This window comes from Candidatus Blochmannia vicinus (assembly GCA_030020825.1).
Classification (GTDB): Bacteria; Pseudomonadota; Gammaproteobacteria; order Enterobacterales; family Enterobacteriaceae; genus Blochmanniella; species Blochmanniella vicinus_A.
In genome coordinates this window covers 121,485-141,349 of the sequence record CP125213.1, presented here as the reverse complement: position 1 = coordinate 141,349, position 19,865 = coordinate 121,485, and the positions used below count along the sequence as shown (strand labels likewise).

Genomic DNA, 19,865 nt, shown 5'->3' with positions numbered 1-19,865 from the left:
ACATAGGTATAAAAATTATATGACATATCAAAAATACCATTTGTCAAAAAAATTAAAATTAATTGCAGGTGTAGATGAAGCAGGATGTGGATCACTAGTTGGATCAGTAATAGCTGCATCTGTAATATTACACCCAACACAACCAATTTTTGGATTAACTGATTCTAAAAAACTAAGCAACAATAAGCGACTTAATTTATATAAAAATATTATACAAAATGCATTAGATTGGAGTATCGGATGTGCTGATGTTGCAGAAATTGATCGTTTTAACATTTTGCAAGCTCGATTGTTAGCAATGAAACGAGCAGTACAAAATTTATCTATTAAACCAGATTTGATTTTAATAGATGGAAATCATGCTCCAAAATTTGTAGACACACCTTATCAGTGTTTTAAAAAAGGAGATTCTAAAATTCCAATTATAAGCGCAGCTTCTATTATAGCTAAAGTTACTCGTGATCAGGACATGGTTATGTTAGATATACAATATCCAAAATATGGATTTGCTCAAAACAAAGGATATCCTACTGCTTTCCACCTAAATCAATTAGAATTATATGGTCCTATATCACATCATCGAAAAAGTTTTGCACCCATAAAAAATAAGATTTTTCACATCAAAAAATAACTTTTATTTAGATAAATCGAATATATATTATTAATTATAATTTATGAACTATGATAAAAAGCCACGTTTTATTCATTTACATGTACATAGCGATTACTCCATGATTGATGGGTTAGCTACAGTAAATAAATTAATAAAAAGAGCAGCAGTCCTTAAGATGCCTGCATTAGCTCTCACTGATTTTAATAATCTATTTGGATTCATCAAATTCTATGACTATGCTTATAAAGCAGGCATTAAACCAATTATTGGGGCTGATTTTTTAATACAAGATGATATTATAGGTAATGAACCTAGCGAACTAACATGTTTAGTAGCCAATAAACAAGGTTATTATAATTTAATTATACTCATCTCAAAAGCATATAAAAATAAAAAAAATGATATTACTCCTACAATTAAACGTCATTGGTTCATAGAACATAATAACGGTTTAATTATACTTTCTGGAGGACATAAAGGAGATATTGGAAGATATTTATTAAGAGATGAAAAATCAAAGATAGAACAATGTATATGCTTTTATACAAAATATTTCCCAAATAGATATTATTTAGAATTAATACGAACTGACCGTCAACATGAAGAATCTTACTTACAATTAGCAATAGAACTATCAAAAATCAAAGGATTGCCGACAGTAGCCACAAACGATGTACGTTTTATTAATAAGAAAGACTTTTTAGCACACGAAATTCGTGTAGCTATACATAATGGTACCACATTAAATAACACTAAAAAATTATGCAAATATAGTACACAGCAATTTATGAAAAATGAACAAGAAATGTGTAAATTATTTGCTGATATACCAGAATCTTTAACAAATAGTATAGAAATTGCTTACAGATGTAATTTTACCATTAATTTAGATAAATCTTTTTTACCGCAATTTCCTACTGGATCCATGTCTGCTAAAGACTTTCTTGTCATGCATGCAGAAAAAGGATTAGAAGAACGCTTGATTTTTTTGTTTCCAAAAGCTAAAGAACGTCTTACTAATCGAAAACCATATGATTTACGATTAAAACATGAATTGCAAGTAATTAATAATATGGACTTCCCCAGTTATTTTTTAATTGTTATGGAATTTATTAAATGGGCTAAAAATAATGACATTCCAGTTGGACCTGGAAGAGGATCTGGCGCTAGTTCATTGGTAGCCTACGCTTTAAAAATTACAGAACTTGATCCATTAAAATTTGATTTACTGTTCGAACGTTTTCTTAACCCAGAACGTATATCTATGCCTGATCTAGATATTGATTTTTGTATGGAACGCCGTGATTCAGTAATCGACCATGTTTCAAAAACTTATGGATCAGATTCTGTATCTCAGATCATTACATTTGGAACCATGGCAGCTAAAGTAGTGGTTCGTGATGTAGGACGTGTATTAGGCTATCCTTATACATTTATTAATCGTATTGCTAAATTAATTCCATTAGAACCCGGAATAACGTTAAAAAAAGCTTTCTCCATCGAACCTCAACTTGAATTACTTTATAAAAATAATGAAGATATTAAAACATTAATAGATATGGCTCGTCAATTAGAAGGTATCGTTAGAAACGTTAGCAAGCATGCAGGAGGAGTAGTAATTGCGCCAACAAAAATTACCGATTTTTCTCCTTTATATTATGATAACGACAATATTCACTCAATGACTCAATTTGATAAAGATGACATTGAACGTATTGGTTTAATAAAATTTGATTTTCTTGGTTTACGTACTTTAACTATTATTAATCGTACATTAAAAATGATTAATAATACATATCTTAAACATAATCTCACTGCTATTGACATATACTCAATATCATTACACGATCAAAAAAGCTTTCACATGCTTCAATCCTCAGAAACTACTGCAATATTTCAGTTAGAGTCACACGGTATAAAAGAATTAATTAAGCGACTAAAACCAGATTGTTTTGAAGATTTAATAGCATTAATTGCCTTATTTAGGCCTGGTCCATTACAATCAGGTATGGTAGATAATTTTATTAACAGAAAACATGGATATGAAACTATTTCTTATCCCGATTCTAAATGGCAACATGAATCTCTACGTCCAGTATTGGAATCAACTTACGGAATTATTCTATATCAAGAACAAGTAATGCAAATAGCACAAGTATTATCAGGTTATACATTAGGACAAGCAGATATATTAAGACGTGCTATTGGAAAAAAAAAACCGGAAGATATGGCTAAACAACGTTCTTTTTTTAATTTAGGTGCTATAAAAAATGGGGTTGATACTACATTGTCAATGAAAATTTTTGATCTTGTAGAAAAATTCGCTGGTTATGGATTTAATAAATCTCATTCTGCTGCATATGCTTTAATATCTTATCAAACATTATGGTTAAAAACACACTATCCTTCTGAATTTATGGCAGCAGCATTAAGTTCCGATATGGACAATTTAAATAAAATAGTGCATCTAATAAGTGAATGTAAAAACATGAACCTTACAGTTCTATCGCCAAATATCAATACTAGTCAATATTATTTTTACGTAAATGAAAATAAAGAAATTGTCTATGGATTCGGAGCTATAAAAGGAATAGGAAAAACTTCTATAGAAGCAATAATAAGATCTCGTAAGCAAGATGGTAAGTTTAAAGGATTATTTGATTTCTGTGTTCGTGTCGATAATACAAAAATAAATTATCGTATAACTGAAAAATTAATTCTCTCTGGAGCCTTTGATTCTTTCGGAATACATCGCGCAAAACTAATAGAATCCCTTAATGATGTACTAAAACGCGTTAATCAAGACATTAAAAATAAATATAGCGGACAAACAGATATATTCGAAATATGTTTAAATACAGGTACTAAAATAGTATCTACATATAATCAAACCATACTACAGTGGTCTAATCAACTATTATTAGAAAAAGAAAAAGAAGCTCTAGGGTTATATTTAACTAATCATCCTACTATTCAATACATAAAAATAATAAAACACTGCATACCTAATACCGCTAAGATAAAAGATGCTATATTGGAAAAACCCAATAAAATCATACATGTTTTTGGTTTGATTATATCAATACGAACAAAATTAAACAAACAAGGTAAACATATTATATTTTGTATTATAGAAGATTATTCAGGTCGACTAGAAATAGTGATATTTGAAAAACTAATTAATAAATACCAATATTGTTTAAAAGAAAACAATTTTTTATTTGTTACGGGAATAATCAGTCTTGATAAGATACATAGCCATTGTAAAATAATCGCGCACAAATTAAAAGACATAAATGATATTTATAAAAAAAACGTACGCAGTTTATCTATTATATTAAACAATAAACAAATTGATAATCAGTTATTAACTAATATTCGTGTTTTTTTAGAAAAAAATAAATTTGGAACTTTACCAATATATTTTTTTTATCAAAAAAATGGTATGCAAATAAGATTACATTGTGGAGAAACATGGTATATTACCTTAACCAATCAGTTACTAAATGATCTACGTAGTCTTGTTGGAAATAAACAAGTCAAATTAGAATTATATTAATTTAACAACAGGAATTTTATGGGTCTAAATTTTATTGATTTTGAAAAACCTATCCTAGATTTAGAAGAAAAAATTAATTCTTTAGCATCGATAGCACATCCACATAAAAAATTAGAAATAAATATCAATGAAGAAATTAACCGTCTTCGTTCAAAAAAAATCGATCTTACTCAAAAAATTTTTTCTAACCTAAATTCTTGGCAAATTGCCCAGCTAGCACGACATCCTAACCGTCCATATACTTTAGATTACATAGAACGCATATTTAATGATTTTGACGAATTATCTGGTGATCGAATATATGCAGATGATAAAGCTATTATAGGAGGAATAGCAAGACTCAATTCTCGTCCGGTCATGATTATTGGACATCAAAAAGGACGCGATACTAAAGAAAAAATTAAACGAAATTTTGGTATGCCTGCTCCAGAAGGATATCGAAAAGCACTACGTATTATGAAAATGGCAGAACGATTTAAAATTCCCCTTATTACTTTTATTGACACTCCGGGCGCCTATCCTGGAATAGGAGCAGAAAAACGCGGACAGTCTGCAGCAATAGCTAAAAACTTACGTACAATGTCGGTATTAAAAATACCAATTATTTGTACTGTAATTGGAGAAGGCGGTTCCGGAGGAGCTCTGGCCATAAGTATTGGAGATAAAGTCAACATGTTACAGTATAGTACATATTCTGTAATATCTCCAGAAGGATGTGCATCGATTTTATGGAAAAATGTTAAAAAAGCTCCTATTGCTGCTGAAGCAATGGGTATTACTGCTTTCCGATTGAAAAAACTTAAACTGATTGACAGTGTGATTCCTGAACCATTAGGCGGAGCACATAGAGATATACTAGCTACATCTATTTCATTAAAAACACAATTATTATTAGATTTAACTGAATTAGATTCTTTCAAAGAACAGGATTTATTAAATCGACGATATAATAGATTAATGCATTACGGATACTGTTAATTTTTTAATAATGTATGTTATTAAAGAATCAACAGTATCCGTAATGCATATAAATTATTCATCAAGAACTAAATATTAAACATATACATTATTATAATTATTAAGCCATTACTACTTCATATGACCTATATTAATAAAAATTATGTTCGCAACAAATACGTTTCCAGAAGGTTGTAAGTTATATCATAAAGTAACTAATTGTCTTATAGGACATAAGAAATTACTATTATCTTACAGTGGAGGTCTAGATTCTACAGTACTTCTAGATATTTTAACAACTTTAAAAAACAGTACTCATAACTTAACATCGTCTTCATTAATTTTGCGAGCAATTTATGTACATCATGGTATTAGTAATTATGCCAATAATTGGGCCAATCATTGCTCTGAACAATGTAAAAAACGAAATATACCTTTTTCTATAATTTATATTAATTGTTATAATTCAAAAAATAAACAACGAAATATAGAAGAATTAGCTCGAAATCTTCGTTATAAAAATCTGTATAATCATTTACATTCAGAAGAAACACTTTTAACTGCACATCACATGAATGACCAAGTGGAAAGTTTATTCCTTGCTTTAAAAAGAGGAAGTGGTCCAGCTGGATTAAGTGGCATAGCCAGAAATGCTTTATATGCTAATAAACATAAATTATTAAGGCCTTTATTAGATTGTTCTCGTAAACAATTAGAAATATATGCTCATAACAATAATCTCACTTGGATTGAAGATGATACTAATACAAATATGCGTTTTGACCGTAATTTTTTACGTACAAAAATTTTACCATCACTATATCAACGTTGGCCTGGTTTTAATCAAGTTGTTGCTCGTACTGCACAGTTATGTAGAGACCAAGAAGATTTATTAAATGAACTTTTGTCAGAATCTTTACAGAAATTAATTGACATATCAGATGGTTCTTTATTATTTAGACCATTATTCCAATGCAGTATACCAAAAAGACATGCTTTACTACGTCGTTGGTTAGCTAACTTTTCTATAAACATGCCTTCTTATCAACTTATAAATCGCATCTGGAAAGAAGTAGTATTAAGCCGAAAGGATGCTACTCCAATATTACAATTAGATACATGCTTATGTCGTCGTTTTCGAAAAAAATTATATATTTTACCAATAAGTATGAAATCTTCTTTAAACAAAGTTACATTATCTTGGAAAATAATACATAACACAATAGCATTACCGAATAACTTAGGCATGTTAATATATCAACCATTAAAACTTAATGAATCTTTATCTAAAGAGATACTAAATCCTAACTTAAACATAAATTTTCCATTAAATACTTCTAATATTTTTGAAAAATCTAAAAAAATATTAACACATTGTTTCATTCAAGCTCCAAAATCTGATGAAAAAATATCAATTATTTTTGGGCATGTAGATGGATTATTACATATTATAGGTAGAAATCGTGGTCGAAGTTTAAAAAAAATTTGGCAAGAATTAAAAATACCTCCATGGTTAAGAAGTCGTATTCCTTTACTGTTCTATAATAAAACCTTGATTACCGCTATAGGAATATTCATTACTAAAAACGGGAAGATCACAAACGAAAATAATATATCATGTAAAATATCTTGGTTACAAGAAGACATTGTCTTTTATAAAATTTTTAAAAATAGTATTAATTACTACCTTAAATAAAATGAATTATTATCCATTACAATGGAAATAACAAATCCTAGTATAAAGATACAAAAACTTATTTATCTTTTAAAACATAAATTACCTGATTTCGCCTAAATCACCACTATCATATACAACATATATGCCTGTAATATTACTAAAAATTTTATTTTGATATAAATACTTCTTTATTATTAAAACTTAGTAAGACATTCATAAATAAACAATTTTTTTGACCAAATATTGTATTAATGTTTCAAGTTTAATTTTTTTAATCTCATTTTTTTTACGATATTTATATTCTACTTCCTGATTAGCTAAACAACGATCACTAATAATGATAATATGTGGTATTCCAATCAGATCTATATCAGCAAACATTGTCCCTGGATGTTCTTTGCGATCATCAACTAATATATCCACCCCTATAGAAAATAAAAGTTGCTTATAAATTTTTTCTGTAATATTTCTTACATTAACAGAACGATACATATCAATTGGTATAATAGCTAATCTGAATGGAGCTATGGATTCCGGCCATAAAATTCCGTTTTTATCATGATTTTGTTCGATAATCACAGCAATAATCCGAGTGATCCCTATCCCATAACATCCCATTTCTACTATTAAATTATGTTTATTATTTTTTTTTATATAACTAAGCCCTAATTTTGAGTATTTTTGTCCTAATTGAAAAATATGTCCTATCTCAATACAGTTATGAACCAATAACATATTATTATCATTAACATATAAATTATTGTGTAACACTGCATGTAAATCTGCTACTTTTGGAAGAGGTATATCACGATTCCAATTCACCCCAAAAAAATACTTACCGCTCACATCAGATCCAGCGACAAAATCACTCATTACAGCTACATTATAATCTACAATATATGGTATAGATAAATTAATAGCTCCCAACAAATTGGGATGCGCCCCAGTCAGTACATAAATATCTTTTGGATTAATATAAGATAAAGGAACCGATATTTCCGGAATCATCGCAATTTTTTCATAACTAATCTGATGATCAGCTCGAATTACTAATCCTAATAAAGAACAAGAATTATTTATATATTTATTTTTAACACGAACAATTATCGTTTTCACAACTTGATGTATAGACAAATTAAATTGATTGATTAATTCTTCTATGGAACTAACATGAGGAGCTTCTATTAATCGCATAGTTTCTACAGCTATTTTTGGTTGTATTTTAATAGGAGAAGCGTTATTCTTTAGTTTAAAATCACCTGAATTGTCGAGTATTATAGGTACTGCTATGTTATCTTCACCATTTTCAGAATATGCCTGAAACTCATGAGATAATATTCCTCCGATCTTACCAGATTCAGCCTGAACAACACAAAAATTTAATCCAATTCGATTAAAAATCGTATGATATATTTGGTACATGTTGTTATATGTATTTTGAAGAGATTCTTGACTTACATGAAAAGAATATCCATCTTTCATAATAAATTCTCTAGCACGTATTATTCCAGCTCTAGGGCGCGCTTCATCTCGATATTTAGTATGAATTTGATATACATTTAATGGAAACTGTTTATAAAACATTATTTCTTTACAGATAATTTCAGAAATCATTTCTTCATGAGTTGGACCTAATACAAATTCTCGATTATTACGATTTTTAAAACGTAATAATTCTGTACCATACTCTATCCAACGACCGCTTTTTTTCCATAATTTTGCAGGTTGAACTATCGGCATAGATATTTCAATAGCACCAATTTTATTCATTTCCTCTCGAATGATATTTTCTATTCTTCGTAATACACGTAGACCGGTTGGCAACCAAGTATAAAGACCAGACGATACTTGACGGATTAATCCTGCTCGTAACATTAATTGATGACTAATTGCTTTACAACTTTTAGGTGCTTCTTTAAGAGTAGCTAACAAATATTGACTGGTACGCATTATCATTGCCTAATATGAAAGATTTTATTATCATTATTAATAACAACAAATAATAAAAAATTAGTATATTTATATATACTATGACATTTGATTACAAAATTTTACTATTTTATAGAATAAATATAACAATATACTTATGATAAAATATTTGTATACCATGTCGCCCAGTATTCTAAAATAGAATATATAATTATACGTTAGAATTAGAATAATATAAATTTTTTAACGACATTTATTAAATACACATTTATAACTACAAAATATATATAAAATAAAAATATGAATAATGCTATATTTATGGACCGAGATGGTACAATTAATGTAGACAAACATTATGTACATAACATTAATAATTTTTTTTTCATCGAAAATGTTATAGATGCAATGATAATTTTAAAAAAAATGAATTTTTTTTTAATTATAGTTACTAACCAATCCGGAATAGCACGAGGTTTATTTACTAAACATGACTTTTTGTTGCTAACAAAATGGATGATTTTTTATCTGAGATTATATCATGTATATATAGATGCTATTTATTTTTGCCCACACCATTCGAAAGGAATAGTAAAAAAATTTAAAAAAATCTGTTTATGCCGCAAACCTAACCCAGGCATGTTATTAGATGCAAAACAACGTTTCAATATCAATATGAATAATTCTTATATGGTAGGAGATACTGAAAATGATATGTTAGCAGGACAATCAGCAGGTATTGGGACTAACGTATTAGTATGTAGCGGAAAAGAAACAACAAAAAAATCCAAAAATATAGCAACTTGGATTATAAAAAGCTTAGCATTCCTACCAAATATGATAACAACACATAAAAATATAAAAACAATATAACCCGGTTTATAATCTTTTTTTTACATTTTATTTGGTTTATTTAATTACACTGTTCCCTATACTTAAAGACTTAACACACACCCTTTTTATTTAGAATTAAAACCAACAACCACTTTTATATAAGACTTGTCTTATTTATCTTATATCTATATATTAAATTTATTTTCTAAATAATGAACATTAATATTATTGCCTTTTTGAAATGATTCATCAGTCACAATTTTTAATTGTAATTCAATATTAGTATTAATACCATCAATAATTAATTCAGATAATGCATTTTTCATTCGAGCAACGGCTATACCGCGTGTTTCTCCAAAACAAATTAATTTTCCTATCATTGAATCATAATAAGATGGCACTGAGTATCCAGAATAAATATGAGATTCCCAACGTACACCTAATCCTCCAGGCGCATGAAACCTAGTAATACGTCCCGAACTAGGTATAAAACTATACGAATCTTCAGCATTTATACGACATTCTATAGCATGTCCTACAGATTTAACAGTATGTTGTTTAATATCTAATGTATATCCAGAAGCAATTTTTAATTGCTCTTTAATGAGATCTATTCCGGTAACCATTTCTGTAATCGGATGCTCAACTTGAATGCGAGTATTCATTTCTATGAAAAAGAATTCACCATTTTCATATAAAAATTCAAATGTGCCTACTCCGCGATACCCAATACTGTAACAAACCCGCACGCAACTTTCCCCTATATATTGCTGCATTTTAGAGCTAATACCTAATGCGGGAGTTTCCTCTACTATTTTTTGGCGTCTCCTTTGTATAGAACAATCTCGTTCTGTCAGATAAATTATATTTCCTTTACCATCAGATAAAATCTGTATCTCTATGTGTCTTGGATTTTCCAAATATTGCTCTATATAAATAGAATCATTATTAAACATATTTTTTGATTCCAATCGCATCATACGTATAGCATCTTGTAAATCTGATTCTTTTCTCACTACACACATGCCTCGGCCTCCTCCTCCATGAGCAGATTTTATAATAATTGGATAATTAATATGTAAATTCTGATATGAAAAATTAGAAAAATTATCATTTATATTCTTATTAAGTTCATAATTCCAACTTGGAACAGTCATAACCCCTGATTTTTTCATAATATCTATAGCAGATATTTTATTTCCCATTAAACGAATAGTTTCTGAACATGGTCCAATAAAAACAAAACCAGAACGCTCTACTTGTTCTGCAAAATTAGCATCTTCTGACAAAAATCCATAACCAGGATGAATTCCTGATGATCCAGTAATTTCTGCAGCTGAAATAATAGCTGGAATGTTTAAATAACTATTTATTGCAGGTGGAGGACCTATACAAATAGTTTCATCTGCTAAAAGCACATGTTTTAAATCACGATCTATAGTTGAGTAGACAGCCACTGTCTTTATTCCTAATTCTTTACACGCACGTAAGATGCGTAGTGCTATTTCTCCTCGATTTGCAATGACAATTTTATCTAACATTCTATTCTCATTATTTGATAATAAGTAATGGTTCATTAAATTCAACTGGTTGCCCATTATCAAGTAAAATTGCTTTTACTATACCTGATTTATCTGATTGAATTTGATTCATAACTTTCATGGCTTCAACAATACATAAAGTATCTCCAACTTCAACTGTCTGTCCTATTGATATAAATGGATTAGAATCTGGACTAGGAGTAATATAAAAAATACCTACCATTGGTGAACGTATAACATGTCCACTGTCTACTAATTTAATATCTTTATAGTTCGTTTCTATATTTGAAGTACATATTGGTTTTTCTGAATTCTTTGTCATAGGTAAACATGTTGAAGGAGATGATATGTTAGACTCAGAGCGAGTAATACGTACTATTTTATTTCCTTCATAAATTTCTAACTTAGAAATATTAGATGATTCAATTAATGCGATTAATTTTTTAATTTTACGAATATCCATAGAAAACCTATGTTTAATATATTACTTATTAATTTTTTTAGATAAATATTTATACGCCATATGTAAAGCAAAATGGTATCCATGTACTCCAAATCCACAAATCACCCCAAGAGCGATATCAGATAAATATGAACGATATCTGAATTTTTCCCTTGTATATATATTAGAAAGATGAATTTCTATAAAAGAAATGTTTACGGACAAAATTGCATCTCGTAACGCTATACTAGTATGAGTAAAAGCTGCAGGATTGATTATCATAAAATCTGCATTATTGTAACTTTTATGTACATAATTAATCAATTCATGTTCTGCATTGGATTGAAAATGATCCATATGCATACCTAAAGAATCAGATGTTTTATACAAACTTACGATAATATCAGATAAGGTTTTATCACCATAAATATGTGGTTCACGTGTACCTAATAAATTTAAATTGGGTCCATTTATTAACAAAATACGAAATTTATTTATCATTACACTCACATATTCTCATTAAATATAAACATAATATATACCATCATCATTAATAAAATTGATTATGTTATACGAAACTTGCAATTAACATCTATTCATATAATATAAAAAAATTTTTAGTATTCATAAAATATTACTATAAGAACAATTATTATTTATATATAACCAAATCATCTTTAATCTGCTGTATCAAAAAATAAAAGACCAATAACACTAGCAAACACATAATCTAATTATCATTTTTTAATTTTTATTAAATCATAACAGTATTTATCGTATAATTATATGACATGAAGAAAACTTATTCTTTTAAGCCCTATCATTATAATCTTAAGCAATAATATTTTCAATACACACTTACAGTCATTGTTTTATCCTAATTACAGTTAATATATATTAAAATAATATTAATACACTATTGTAAATATTATGCAGCATAATTTACAATACATATATAATTATATTTATTATGTAGTCTGTTTATATCCATATATAATATGGAGTATTTCAATATAATTGGTATTTTACCATAATATTCAAATAGATAAAAAATTGAATAATATGTAATACCTATAGCATAAAAACCATAAAATATATTTATTGGTATTGTATGGCTATTTTGTTTTCACCATTCTTCAAGAGGATCTGTACAAATGGATAATTTAAAAAAAAATAATAACATTATTTGTAATTATTATGTTTAAAAAATTCCGTGGTATATTTTCTAGTGATTTATCTATTGATTTAGGCACTGCTAATACTCTTATTTATTTAAAAGGACAAGGTATTGTTTTAAACGAACCCTCTGTTGTTGCCATTCGACAAGATCGTGGAGGCATGCCTAAAAGTGTAGCCGCTGTTGGATATGCAGCTAAGCAAATGCTAGGACGAACCCCAGGAAACATTGCAGCTATTCGTCCTATGAAAGACGGAGTAATAGCTGATTTTTTTATTACTGAAAAAATGTTACAACATTTTATCAAACAGGTACATAGTAATAGCTTCATGAGGCCTAGTCCTAGAGTATTAGTATGTGTCCCGGTAGGTGCTACACAAGTTGAACGTAGAGCTATACGTGAATCTGCGCAAGGAGCAGGAGCACGTGAAGTTTTTTTAATAGAAGAACCTATGGCAGCAGCTATTGGGGCAGGGTTGCCGGTATCAGAAGCTACTGGATCAATGGTAGTAGATATTGGAGGAGGTACTACCGAAGTAGCAGTAATTTCACTTAATGGAGTAGTATATTCCTCGTCCGTTAGGATTGGAGGAGACCGATTTGATGAAGCAATTATTAGTTATGTACGACGCCATTACGGTTCCCTAATTGGAGAAGTAACCTCAGAAAGAATAAAACATACTATAGGTTCTGCATATTTAGACGATGAACTACGTGAAATAAAAGTACGTGGGCGAAATTTAGCAGAGGGTATACCACGGAGTTTTGTACTAAATAACAATGAAATTTTAGAAGCGTTACAAGAACCGTTAACTGGCATTGTTAGCGCAGTTATGGCGGCATTAGAACAATGTCCACCGGAATTAGCATCTGATATTTCTGAATATGGTATGGTATTGACTGGAGGAGGGGCATTATTAAAAAATATCGATCGTCTATTAATAAAAGAAACCAGTATTCCTGTAGTAATAGCAGAAGACCCACTTACCTGTGTTGCACGAGGCGGCGGTAAGGCCCTTGATATGATCGATGTACACGGTCGAGATTTATTTAGTGAAGAATAATTTTAAAACTATCACTATGAATGAACTATATATTTTCAGTTGATAAAATCATATAAGTGAAATTATATTTCCTTTGTAATGTGTTCAATACATATCATTGGAGTCAAAGGTATTAATCTTATGTATAGTGCTATAAGTAATAAATTTCCCTATTTAGAGTTACGTTTATTTTTAGCAATCATTATGTCTACTATTATAATTATTGCTGATGGAAAATTAAATATGTTCCTTCAGTTTAAAAACTACGTAGAAAATTCTGTTTATTTATTGTATTTCTTATGCGATAAACCACGCTATATATTCGATTATGTTTCAAAAACATTAAAAGAGTCTAATAAATTAATATTAGAAAATCATACATTACGTCAGGAATTATTTTTAAAAAACAGTGAATTATTATTAATAGATCAATATAAACAAGAAAATAGAAAATTACGTAAGTTACTTCACTCTCCGCTATGTTATAATAAACGAAAAATAATTACTAAAATTCTTTTTGTTAACACAGATCCATACGACAATCAAGTTCTTATAAGTCAAGGAACAAATAACGATGTCTATATAGGACAACCAGTTATCACTGATACGGGAATAATAGGACAAGTAGTTTCTACTAATACATTTAGTAGCCGAGTTATGTTAATTTGTAATCCTAAACATGCTCTACCTGTACAAATAAAACGAAACAATATCCGTTTTATTTTAATGGGTTGCGGATATAACACAGATTTACGTGCAGAATATCCAGGAAATATTGACATATGCATCGGCGATACATTAGTAACATCTGGATTAGATGGCCGTTTCCCAGAAGGATATCCAGTAGCAACAGTATCCAATATAATGGTAAAACCAGAGCAAGATTTTACTGTCATTCGAGCGCATCCAACAGTTAAATTACAATGCTTACGTTATGCAATATTAATTTGGGAGTAATAATAACATTGAATCTAAGAATATTTAAATAAAAGTAATGCATAAAAATGCATAAATTTTATGGTTATAAACTATGGATGGTGTATAGTTCCTTTATGGTTGCAATTACGTTACAAATAATTCCCTTTTCACTACAAATATGGTGGATGCAACCGTCTTGGATAATGATATTATTAATTCATTGGATCACAGTACTTCCAAATCAAGTAAGCATAGGCACTGGATTTATTTTGGGGTTAATAACAGATATAGTTCTGGGATCTACTTTAGGGATACACTCTTTATCTCTAAGCATCCTCGCGTATTTAGCAACACGAAATATTCACTGCTTTAGGTATGTATCCATTTGGCAGCAATCTTTTATTGTGACATTTCTTTCATTTATTAATCAAAGTATTATATTTTTAGTAAAATTTTTAATGATTAAAGTATTTATTACTACACCAGAAATATTTTGGAATTGTTTATTAGATGGAGGATCATGGCCATTTTTAATTTTTTTGATGCGAAAAATTCGTCGAAATTAATATACAACAATACTGCTTGAAATACTATTTCAACTACTATTAAGAGTAACTAAATACCGAATCTCTGTTATAAATAAACAATCCTTGAAATTAATCTATATAAACTTTGAATTAACTTATCAAATTATAGATATTTTTACTTTAAAACATTAATTAAAATTATTAAATATACGCATATATATATATTTAATCATAACAAATAACAATATTTTTAAAAATGTTATTTAATCTTCCAAAATACAGTATACTGAGAATAAGATTTATAGGTTTTAATAAAAATAAGGTATTCGAATTAATATAAAACTTACATCTCCAAACATCGTAATTAAATGCATAAACTAAATTAAAAACTATAAACTTAAAATTAATATTTAATAAAAAAGTTATGCTAAAAATTAATAGAAAATGAAATAATATAAAGTTTGAATATATTAATAAATTGTGGTTATATAGAACATTAATCTGATAGTATCAATAGGAGTTATATGAATTTAGATATTGTTAGCGAACAATTACTCGCACCCAATAAATTACAACATGATGATCTATCATATTTATTAAATATGACAGAAAAATTTCAAGTAGATTATGCGGATCTTTATTTTCAATCGTGTTTTCACGAAACATGGACTCTTGAAGATAGTATTATAAGATCTGGATCTTATGCTATAGATCAAGGTGCTGGCATACGAGTAATTACAGGTGAGCAAACAGGGTTTGCTTACACCGATCAATTAACTTTAGATGCATTGATATGTAGCATGAAAGCTGCTACTAGCATTACTAATAAACGTCACTGTAATAATACCGTTGTTGTTGCTCCTAAACACAAATATGTTCGTTCTACTCATCAATATACTTACCCACCCATATATTCCTATATAAATCCATTATCTAGCGTATCTAAAGAAGAAAAAATTGAATTATTAATGAGAATAGATAAAATAGCGCGAACTACTGATTCTAGAGTACAAAAAGTTAATGCCAATTTATCAGGTGTTTATGAACAAATTTTAGTAACAGCTACAGATGGTACTTTAGCCGCTGATATTCGACCATTAGTGCGCTTATCTATATTAGTACAAGTAGAACAGAACGGAAAACGAGAACAAGGAATAAGTGGTGGTGGTGGAAGATTTGGATATGATTTTTTTAGTTCCATTATAGAAGGAGACACGAAAGCCGACCACTGGGCAAGAGATGCTGTCCGAATGGGACTAATTAATCTTGAATCTATAGCAGCTCCAGCAGGAGTGATGACAGTAGTTTTAGGATCAGGTTGGCCCGGTATTTTATTACATGAAGCAGTAGGCCATGGACTAGAAGGAGATTTCAATAGACGAGGTAGTTCTGTATTTACTAACAAAATTGGGAACGTAGTAGCATCTGAATTATGTACAATAGTAGATGATGCAACACTAAAAGAATTACGTGGATCCTTAACTATTGATGATGAAGGGGTTCCTGGTCAATATAATATTTTAATTAAAAATGGTATTCTAGTAGGATATATGCAAGATAAATTAAATGCTAAACTAATGGGATGCGATTCAACAGGAAATGGTAGGCGTGAATCTTACGCTACTTTACCTATGCCACGCATGACTAATACTTATATGCTAGCAGGCCAATCAACTCCTGAAGAAATTATTAACAGTGTAGATTACGGAGTATATGCTTCAAATTTTGATGGGGGGCAAGTAGATATTACATCGGGAAAATTTGTATTTTCTGCATCTGAAGCTTTTTTAATTGAAAAAGGTCATATAACAAAATCTATAAAAGGAGCCACTTTAATAGGATCAGGAATAGAAATAATGAAAAATATTTCTATGGTTGGAAATGATTTATCTTTAGATAAAGGAATAGGAACATGTATAAAAAACGGACAAAGTATACCAGTTGGAGTAGGTCAACCGACAATAAAATTAAATAAAATTACTGTTGGAGGGACCAACTAGTTAATTTATATATTATTTAATTACTAGTAGTAATTAAATAATAATTATGTGTTATCAAATATAATTACTTTATATATATGTGCTGCGATATAAAATCATATCAGTACTTGATATTTGTTATATAATATATATTTCAAAAATCTATTTTTTGATAAAGGATTCTTACTATAGGAGAATAATATGGATATAGTATATAATATGACACAACAACATAACTTTCTAGAAAATATAGTAGATCGAGCTTTAAATTTAGCACATGCATATTCAAATGAAGTAGAAGTATCAATCATTAAAACCACAGGAATTACTGTTAGCACTCGTTACGAAAAACTGGAGAATGTTGAATTTAATAGTCATAACATCTTAGATATAACTATATTTCGTCAAAAAAGAAAAGGAACTGCTCTTTCAAGTAATTTAAATGAAAAAGCAATAATTCGTACTATTGAAGCCGCAGCAAATATAGCATGTTATACCTCCCCAGATCCATATTCTGGTATTGCCGATAAAGAATTATTAGCATTCAATTCTATGAATCTTGACCTATTTCATCCCATTGGTTTAAATACTAAATTAGGTGCAGCTTTAGCATCTACAGCAGAAAAAACAGCATTAAATCATGATAAACGTATTATTTCTACCGAAGGAAGTAAATTTAACGGCTATTTTACTACTAAAGTGTTTGGAAATAGTCATGGTATGTTACAAAGTTACACCAGTAGCCAATATTCTTTATGTTGTAGTGTAGTTGCTTCAAGTAATGGTATTATGGAACAAAATTACGCATATACATTAAGCCGTTCATTCAATAATTTACGTTCACCAGAATGGGTTGGACAAGAATGTGCTCAACGAGCATTAGATCATTTACATTCAAAAAAAATTAAAACAACAGAATCTCCAGTATTGTTTTCTGCTGAAATAGCCACGAGTCTATTCCATCATTTAGCAGAAGCTATTTGCGGAAACAATGTATACCAAAAATCTACTTTTTTATTAAATTATTTGAAGAAAAAAATTTTCCCTTCTTGGATATCGATTCAGGAACGTCCACATATCCTAAAAGGCTTAGGCTCTGCTCCGTTTGATAGTGAAGGAGTACAAACACTAAATCGTACTATCGTAAAAAATGGGATGTTGAATAGTTGGATTTTAAATAGTTATTCTGCGCGTAAAATAGGCCTAAAAACTACTGGTCATGCTGATGGTATTTATAATTGGTATATTAGTTCTCAAAATTTAAGTTTTATAGAATTAATAAAAAACATGCATCGTGGACTGATTGTCACTAGTATAATGGGGCAAGGAATTAATATTATCACCGGAAATTATTCACGTGGAGTATCTGGATTTTGGGTAGAAAACGGAAATATTCAATATCCAGTAAATGAAATTACTATCGCTGGGAATTTAAAAAAAATGTTCTGTAATATTGTTTCTATTGGATGTGATACTGAAACAAGAGGCCATATTCATTGTGGGTCTGTATTAATATCTTCCATGAAGATAGCAGGATCTTAAAATAAATAATAAAACATACGGGATTTTTATTATTAAATAAAAATCACATAACTAGATTAATGCACAGATACTATATTCCACAATAGTATCTGCATTCAAAAAATAAATTGTGCTTTTCACATATACTTAATTATAATTTAAGTATTATAGATTATTCATCATCGACGAATAATCAGTACATAGAATTAAATAATAAATAAAAATAACATCTCATCAGCACTTAATAAACAATCACTACATCTTATTTAAGATAAGATGTATAAATAAAATTTTTTGAAGTTAAACACGAGAACTATTCTGATACCTTATATAATTTTACATAATATTATGATCAAATATATTATAATATTATGTGAAGCCTCACAGTACTATCAGTATTTAGCTACTCACCATTCATTACAGCATCATAAAAATTTAAATATGAACAACCTATTTATATAAACAGATTCTCAAAAAATTTAGTAACACATGACTTAGCGCATTCAAGACATTTATCTCCTACAATTATTCATTCTTTATAAGGATACGTGCATATAATATACATATTTACACATATGCAATAGTTATATCTAAAATTATTAAGAATAAATATTTTTGAATAATACTATTAGTTTCTGATTTAGAAATATAAATTGAAATCATTTTACAACAAAAATATTTTTTCAAAATAAATATTAACCACTTCAAAATGAGATCAATATGTCACTCTAATATATAGAGATCGAAATTAAATTAAATTTGCAACTATACTATTAATATTATTGATTTTTATGAATAATATTCAATTTAAAACAAACAATGACTTTCTATTTTACTTATTTATTTTAAAAATTAAATAAAAATTTTTTATTTAAAATAATTAATAAATTAAATCAAAAATATAATTAATATAGTTTTAAATCATGTAATTAATTCGATATCAATCTAAAATAGATATATGATAATTACCTGTTATACTACTATATTTTCGACAAAATAAATAATTATATTTAAAATTTAAAATAATTAATAATTCCATTTAATGTTAAAAATACTAAATATTTTTTAAAAAAATAAAAAATGATTGAAAATCAAAAATTCAATTAAAAAATAGAATTTTAAAATCACTAAAATTTCAATAAATATTGAA

Annotated in this window: 14 protein-coding genes; 10 read left to right on the top strand and 4 right to left on the bottom strand. The window is 28.5% G+C overall.

The genetic code is table 11. The annotated features are described in order from the left end of the window. Positions 1 to 19 precede the first annotated feature (19 nt). From rnhB to tilS, 4 genes are all read left to right on the top strand, one after another. Positions 20 to 631 (top strand): ribonuclease HII, encoded by a 612-nt coding sequence (gene rnhB / locus QMA81_00580; protein ID WHL24835.1) that lies wholly within the window; start codon positions 20 to 22, stop codon positions 629 to 631. 43 nt (positions 632 to 674) lie between these two features. After that, entirely contained in the window at positions 675 to 4,172 is a 3,498-nt protein-coding gene (dnaE, locus tag QMA81_00575; protein ID WHL24834.1) for a DNA polymerase III subunit alpha, read from the top strand. A gap of 18 nt (positions 4,173 to 4,190) precedes the next feature. Further along, complete coding sequence (gene accA / locus QMA81_00570) at positions 4,191 to 5,150, top strand: acetyl-CoA carboxylase carboxyl transferase subunit alpha (GenBank protein ID WHL24833.1); 960 nt, start codon at positions 4,191 to 4,193, stop codon at positions 5,148 to 5,150. A gap of 142 nt (positions 5,151 to 5,292) precedes the next feature. Then, positions 5,293 to 6,825 carry a tRNA lysidine(34) synthetase TilS gene (tilS, locus tag QMA81_00565; protein ID WHL24832.1) on the top strand — a complete coding sequence of 511 codons (1,533 nt, stop codon included), beginning with the start codon at positions 5,293 to 5,295 and terminating at the stop codon, positions 6,823 to 6,825. Between the two features lie 195 nt (positions 6,826 to 7,020). Here tilS and QMA81_00560 read toward each other — a convergent pair whose 3' ends face one another. After that, a complete protein-coding gene (locus QMA81_00560; protein ID WHL24831.1) occupies positions 7,021 to 8,757 on the bottom strand; it encodes a proline--tRNA ligase in 1,737 nt (578 codons plus the stop codon). Positions 8,758 to 9,036: 279 nt separating this feature from the next. On the opposite strand from QMA81_00560, the gene gmhB reads away from it, so the two are divergent. Beyond that, positions 9,037 to 9,606 (top strand): D-glycero-beta-D-manno-heptose 1,7-bisphosphate 7-phosphatase, encoded by a 570-nt coding sequence (gene gmhB, locus QMA81_00555; protein ID WHL24830.1) that lies wholly within the window; start codon positions 9,037 to 9,039, stop codon positions 9,604 to 9,606. Positions 9,607 to 9,752: 146 nt separating this feature from the next. Here gmhB and accC read toward each other — a convergent pair whose 3' ends face one another. The 3 genes from accC to aroQ are packed head-to-tail and all read right to left on the bottom strand — an operon-like array spanning position 9,753 to position 12,051. Next, the gene (gene accC, locus QMA81_00550; protein ID WHL24829.1) at positions 9,753 to 11,108 is read right to left on the bottom strand and encodes an acetyl-CoA carboxylase biotin carboxylase subunit; all 1,356 of its coding nucleotides are present in this window, start codon (positions 11,106 to 11,108) and stop codon (positions 9,753 to 9,755) included. A gap of 10 nt (positions 11,109 to 11,118) precedes the next feature. Further along, positions 11,119 to 11,571 carry an acetyl-CoA carboxylase biotin carboxyl carrier protein gene (accB, locus tag QMA81_00545; protein WHL24828.1) on the bottom strand — a complete coding sequence of 151 codons (453 nt, stop codon included), beginning with the start codon at positions 11,569 to 11,571 and terminating at the stop codon, positions 11,119 to 11,121. Positions 11,572 to 11,592: 21 nt separating this feature from the next. Further along, entirely contained in the window at positions 11,593 to 12,051 is a 459-nt protein-coding gene (aroQ, locus tag QMA81_00540; protein WHL24827.1) for a type II 3-dehydroquinate dehydratase, read from the bottom strand. Positions 12,052 to 12,747: 696 nt separating this feature from the next. Between aroQ and QMA81_00535 the strand changes: the two genes are divergently transcribed. From QMA81_00535 to pmbA, 5 genes are all read left to right on the top strand, one after another. Then, entirely contained in the window at positions 12,748 to 13,791 is a 1,044-nt protein-coding gene (locus tag QMA81_00535; protein WHL24826.1) for a rod shape-determining protein, read from the top strand. A gap of 120 nt (positions 13,792 to 13,911) precedes the next feature. Further along, positions 13,912 to 14,727 (top strand): rod shape-determining protein MreC, encoded by an 816-nt coding sequence (mreC, locus tag QMA81_00530; protein WHL24825.1) that lies wholly within the window; start codon positions 13,912 to 13,914, stop codon positions 14,725 to 14,727. A gap of 77 nt (positions 14,728 to 14,804) precedes the next feature. Beyond that, on the top strand, positions 14,805 to 15,254 hold the full coding sequence (gene mreD / locus QMA81_00525; GenBank protein ID WHL24824.1) for a rod shape-determining protein MreD: 450 nt from the start codon (positions 14,805 to 14,807) through the stop codon (positions 15,252 to 15,254). A gap of 485 nt (positions 15,255 to 15,739) precedes the next feature. Continuing rightward, positions 15,740 to 17,215, top strand: coding sequence for a metalloprotease TldD (gene tldD / locus QMA81_00520; protein ID WHL24823.1), 1,476 nt, complete (start codon positions 15,740 to 15,742; stop codon positions 17,213 to 17,215). A gap of 180 nt (positions 17,216 to 17,395) precedes the next feature. Further along, positions 17,396 to 18,736, top strand: a complete 1,341-nt coding sequence (gene pmbA, locus QMA81_00515) for a metalloprotease PmbA (protein WHL24822.1) — start codon at positions 17,396 to 17,398, stop codon at positions 18,734 to 18,736. Positions 18,737 to 19,865 lie beyond the last annotated feature (1,129 nt).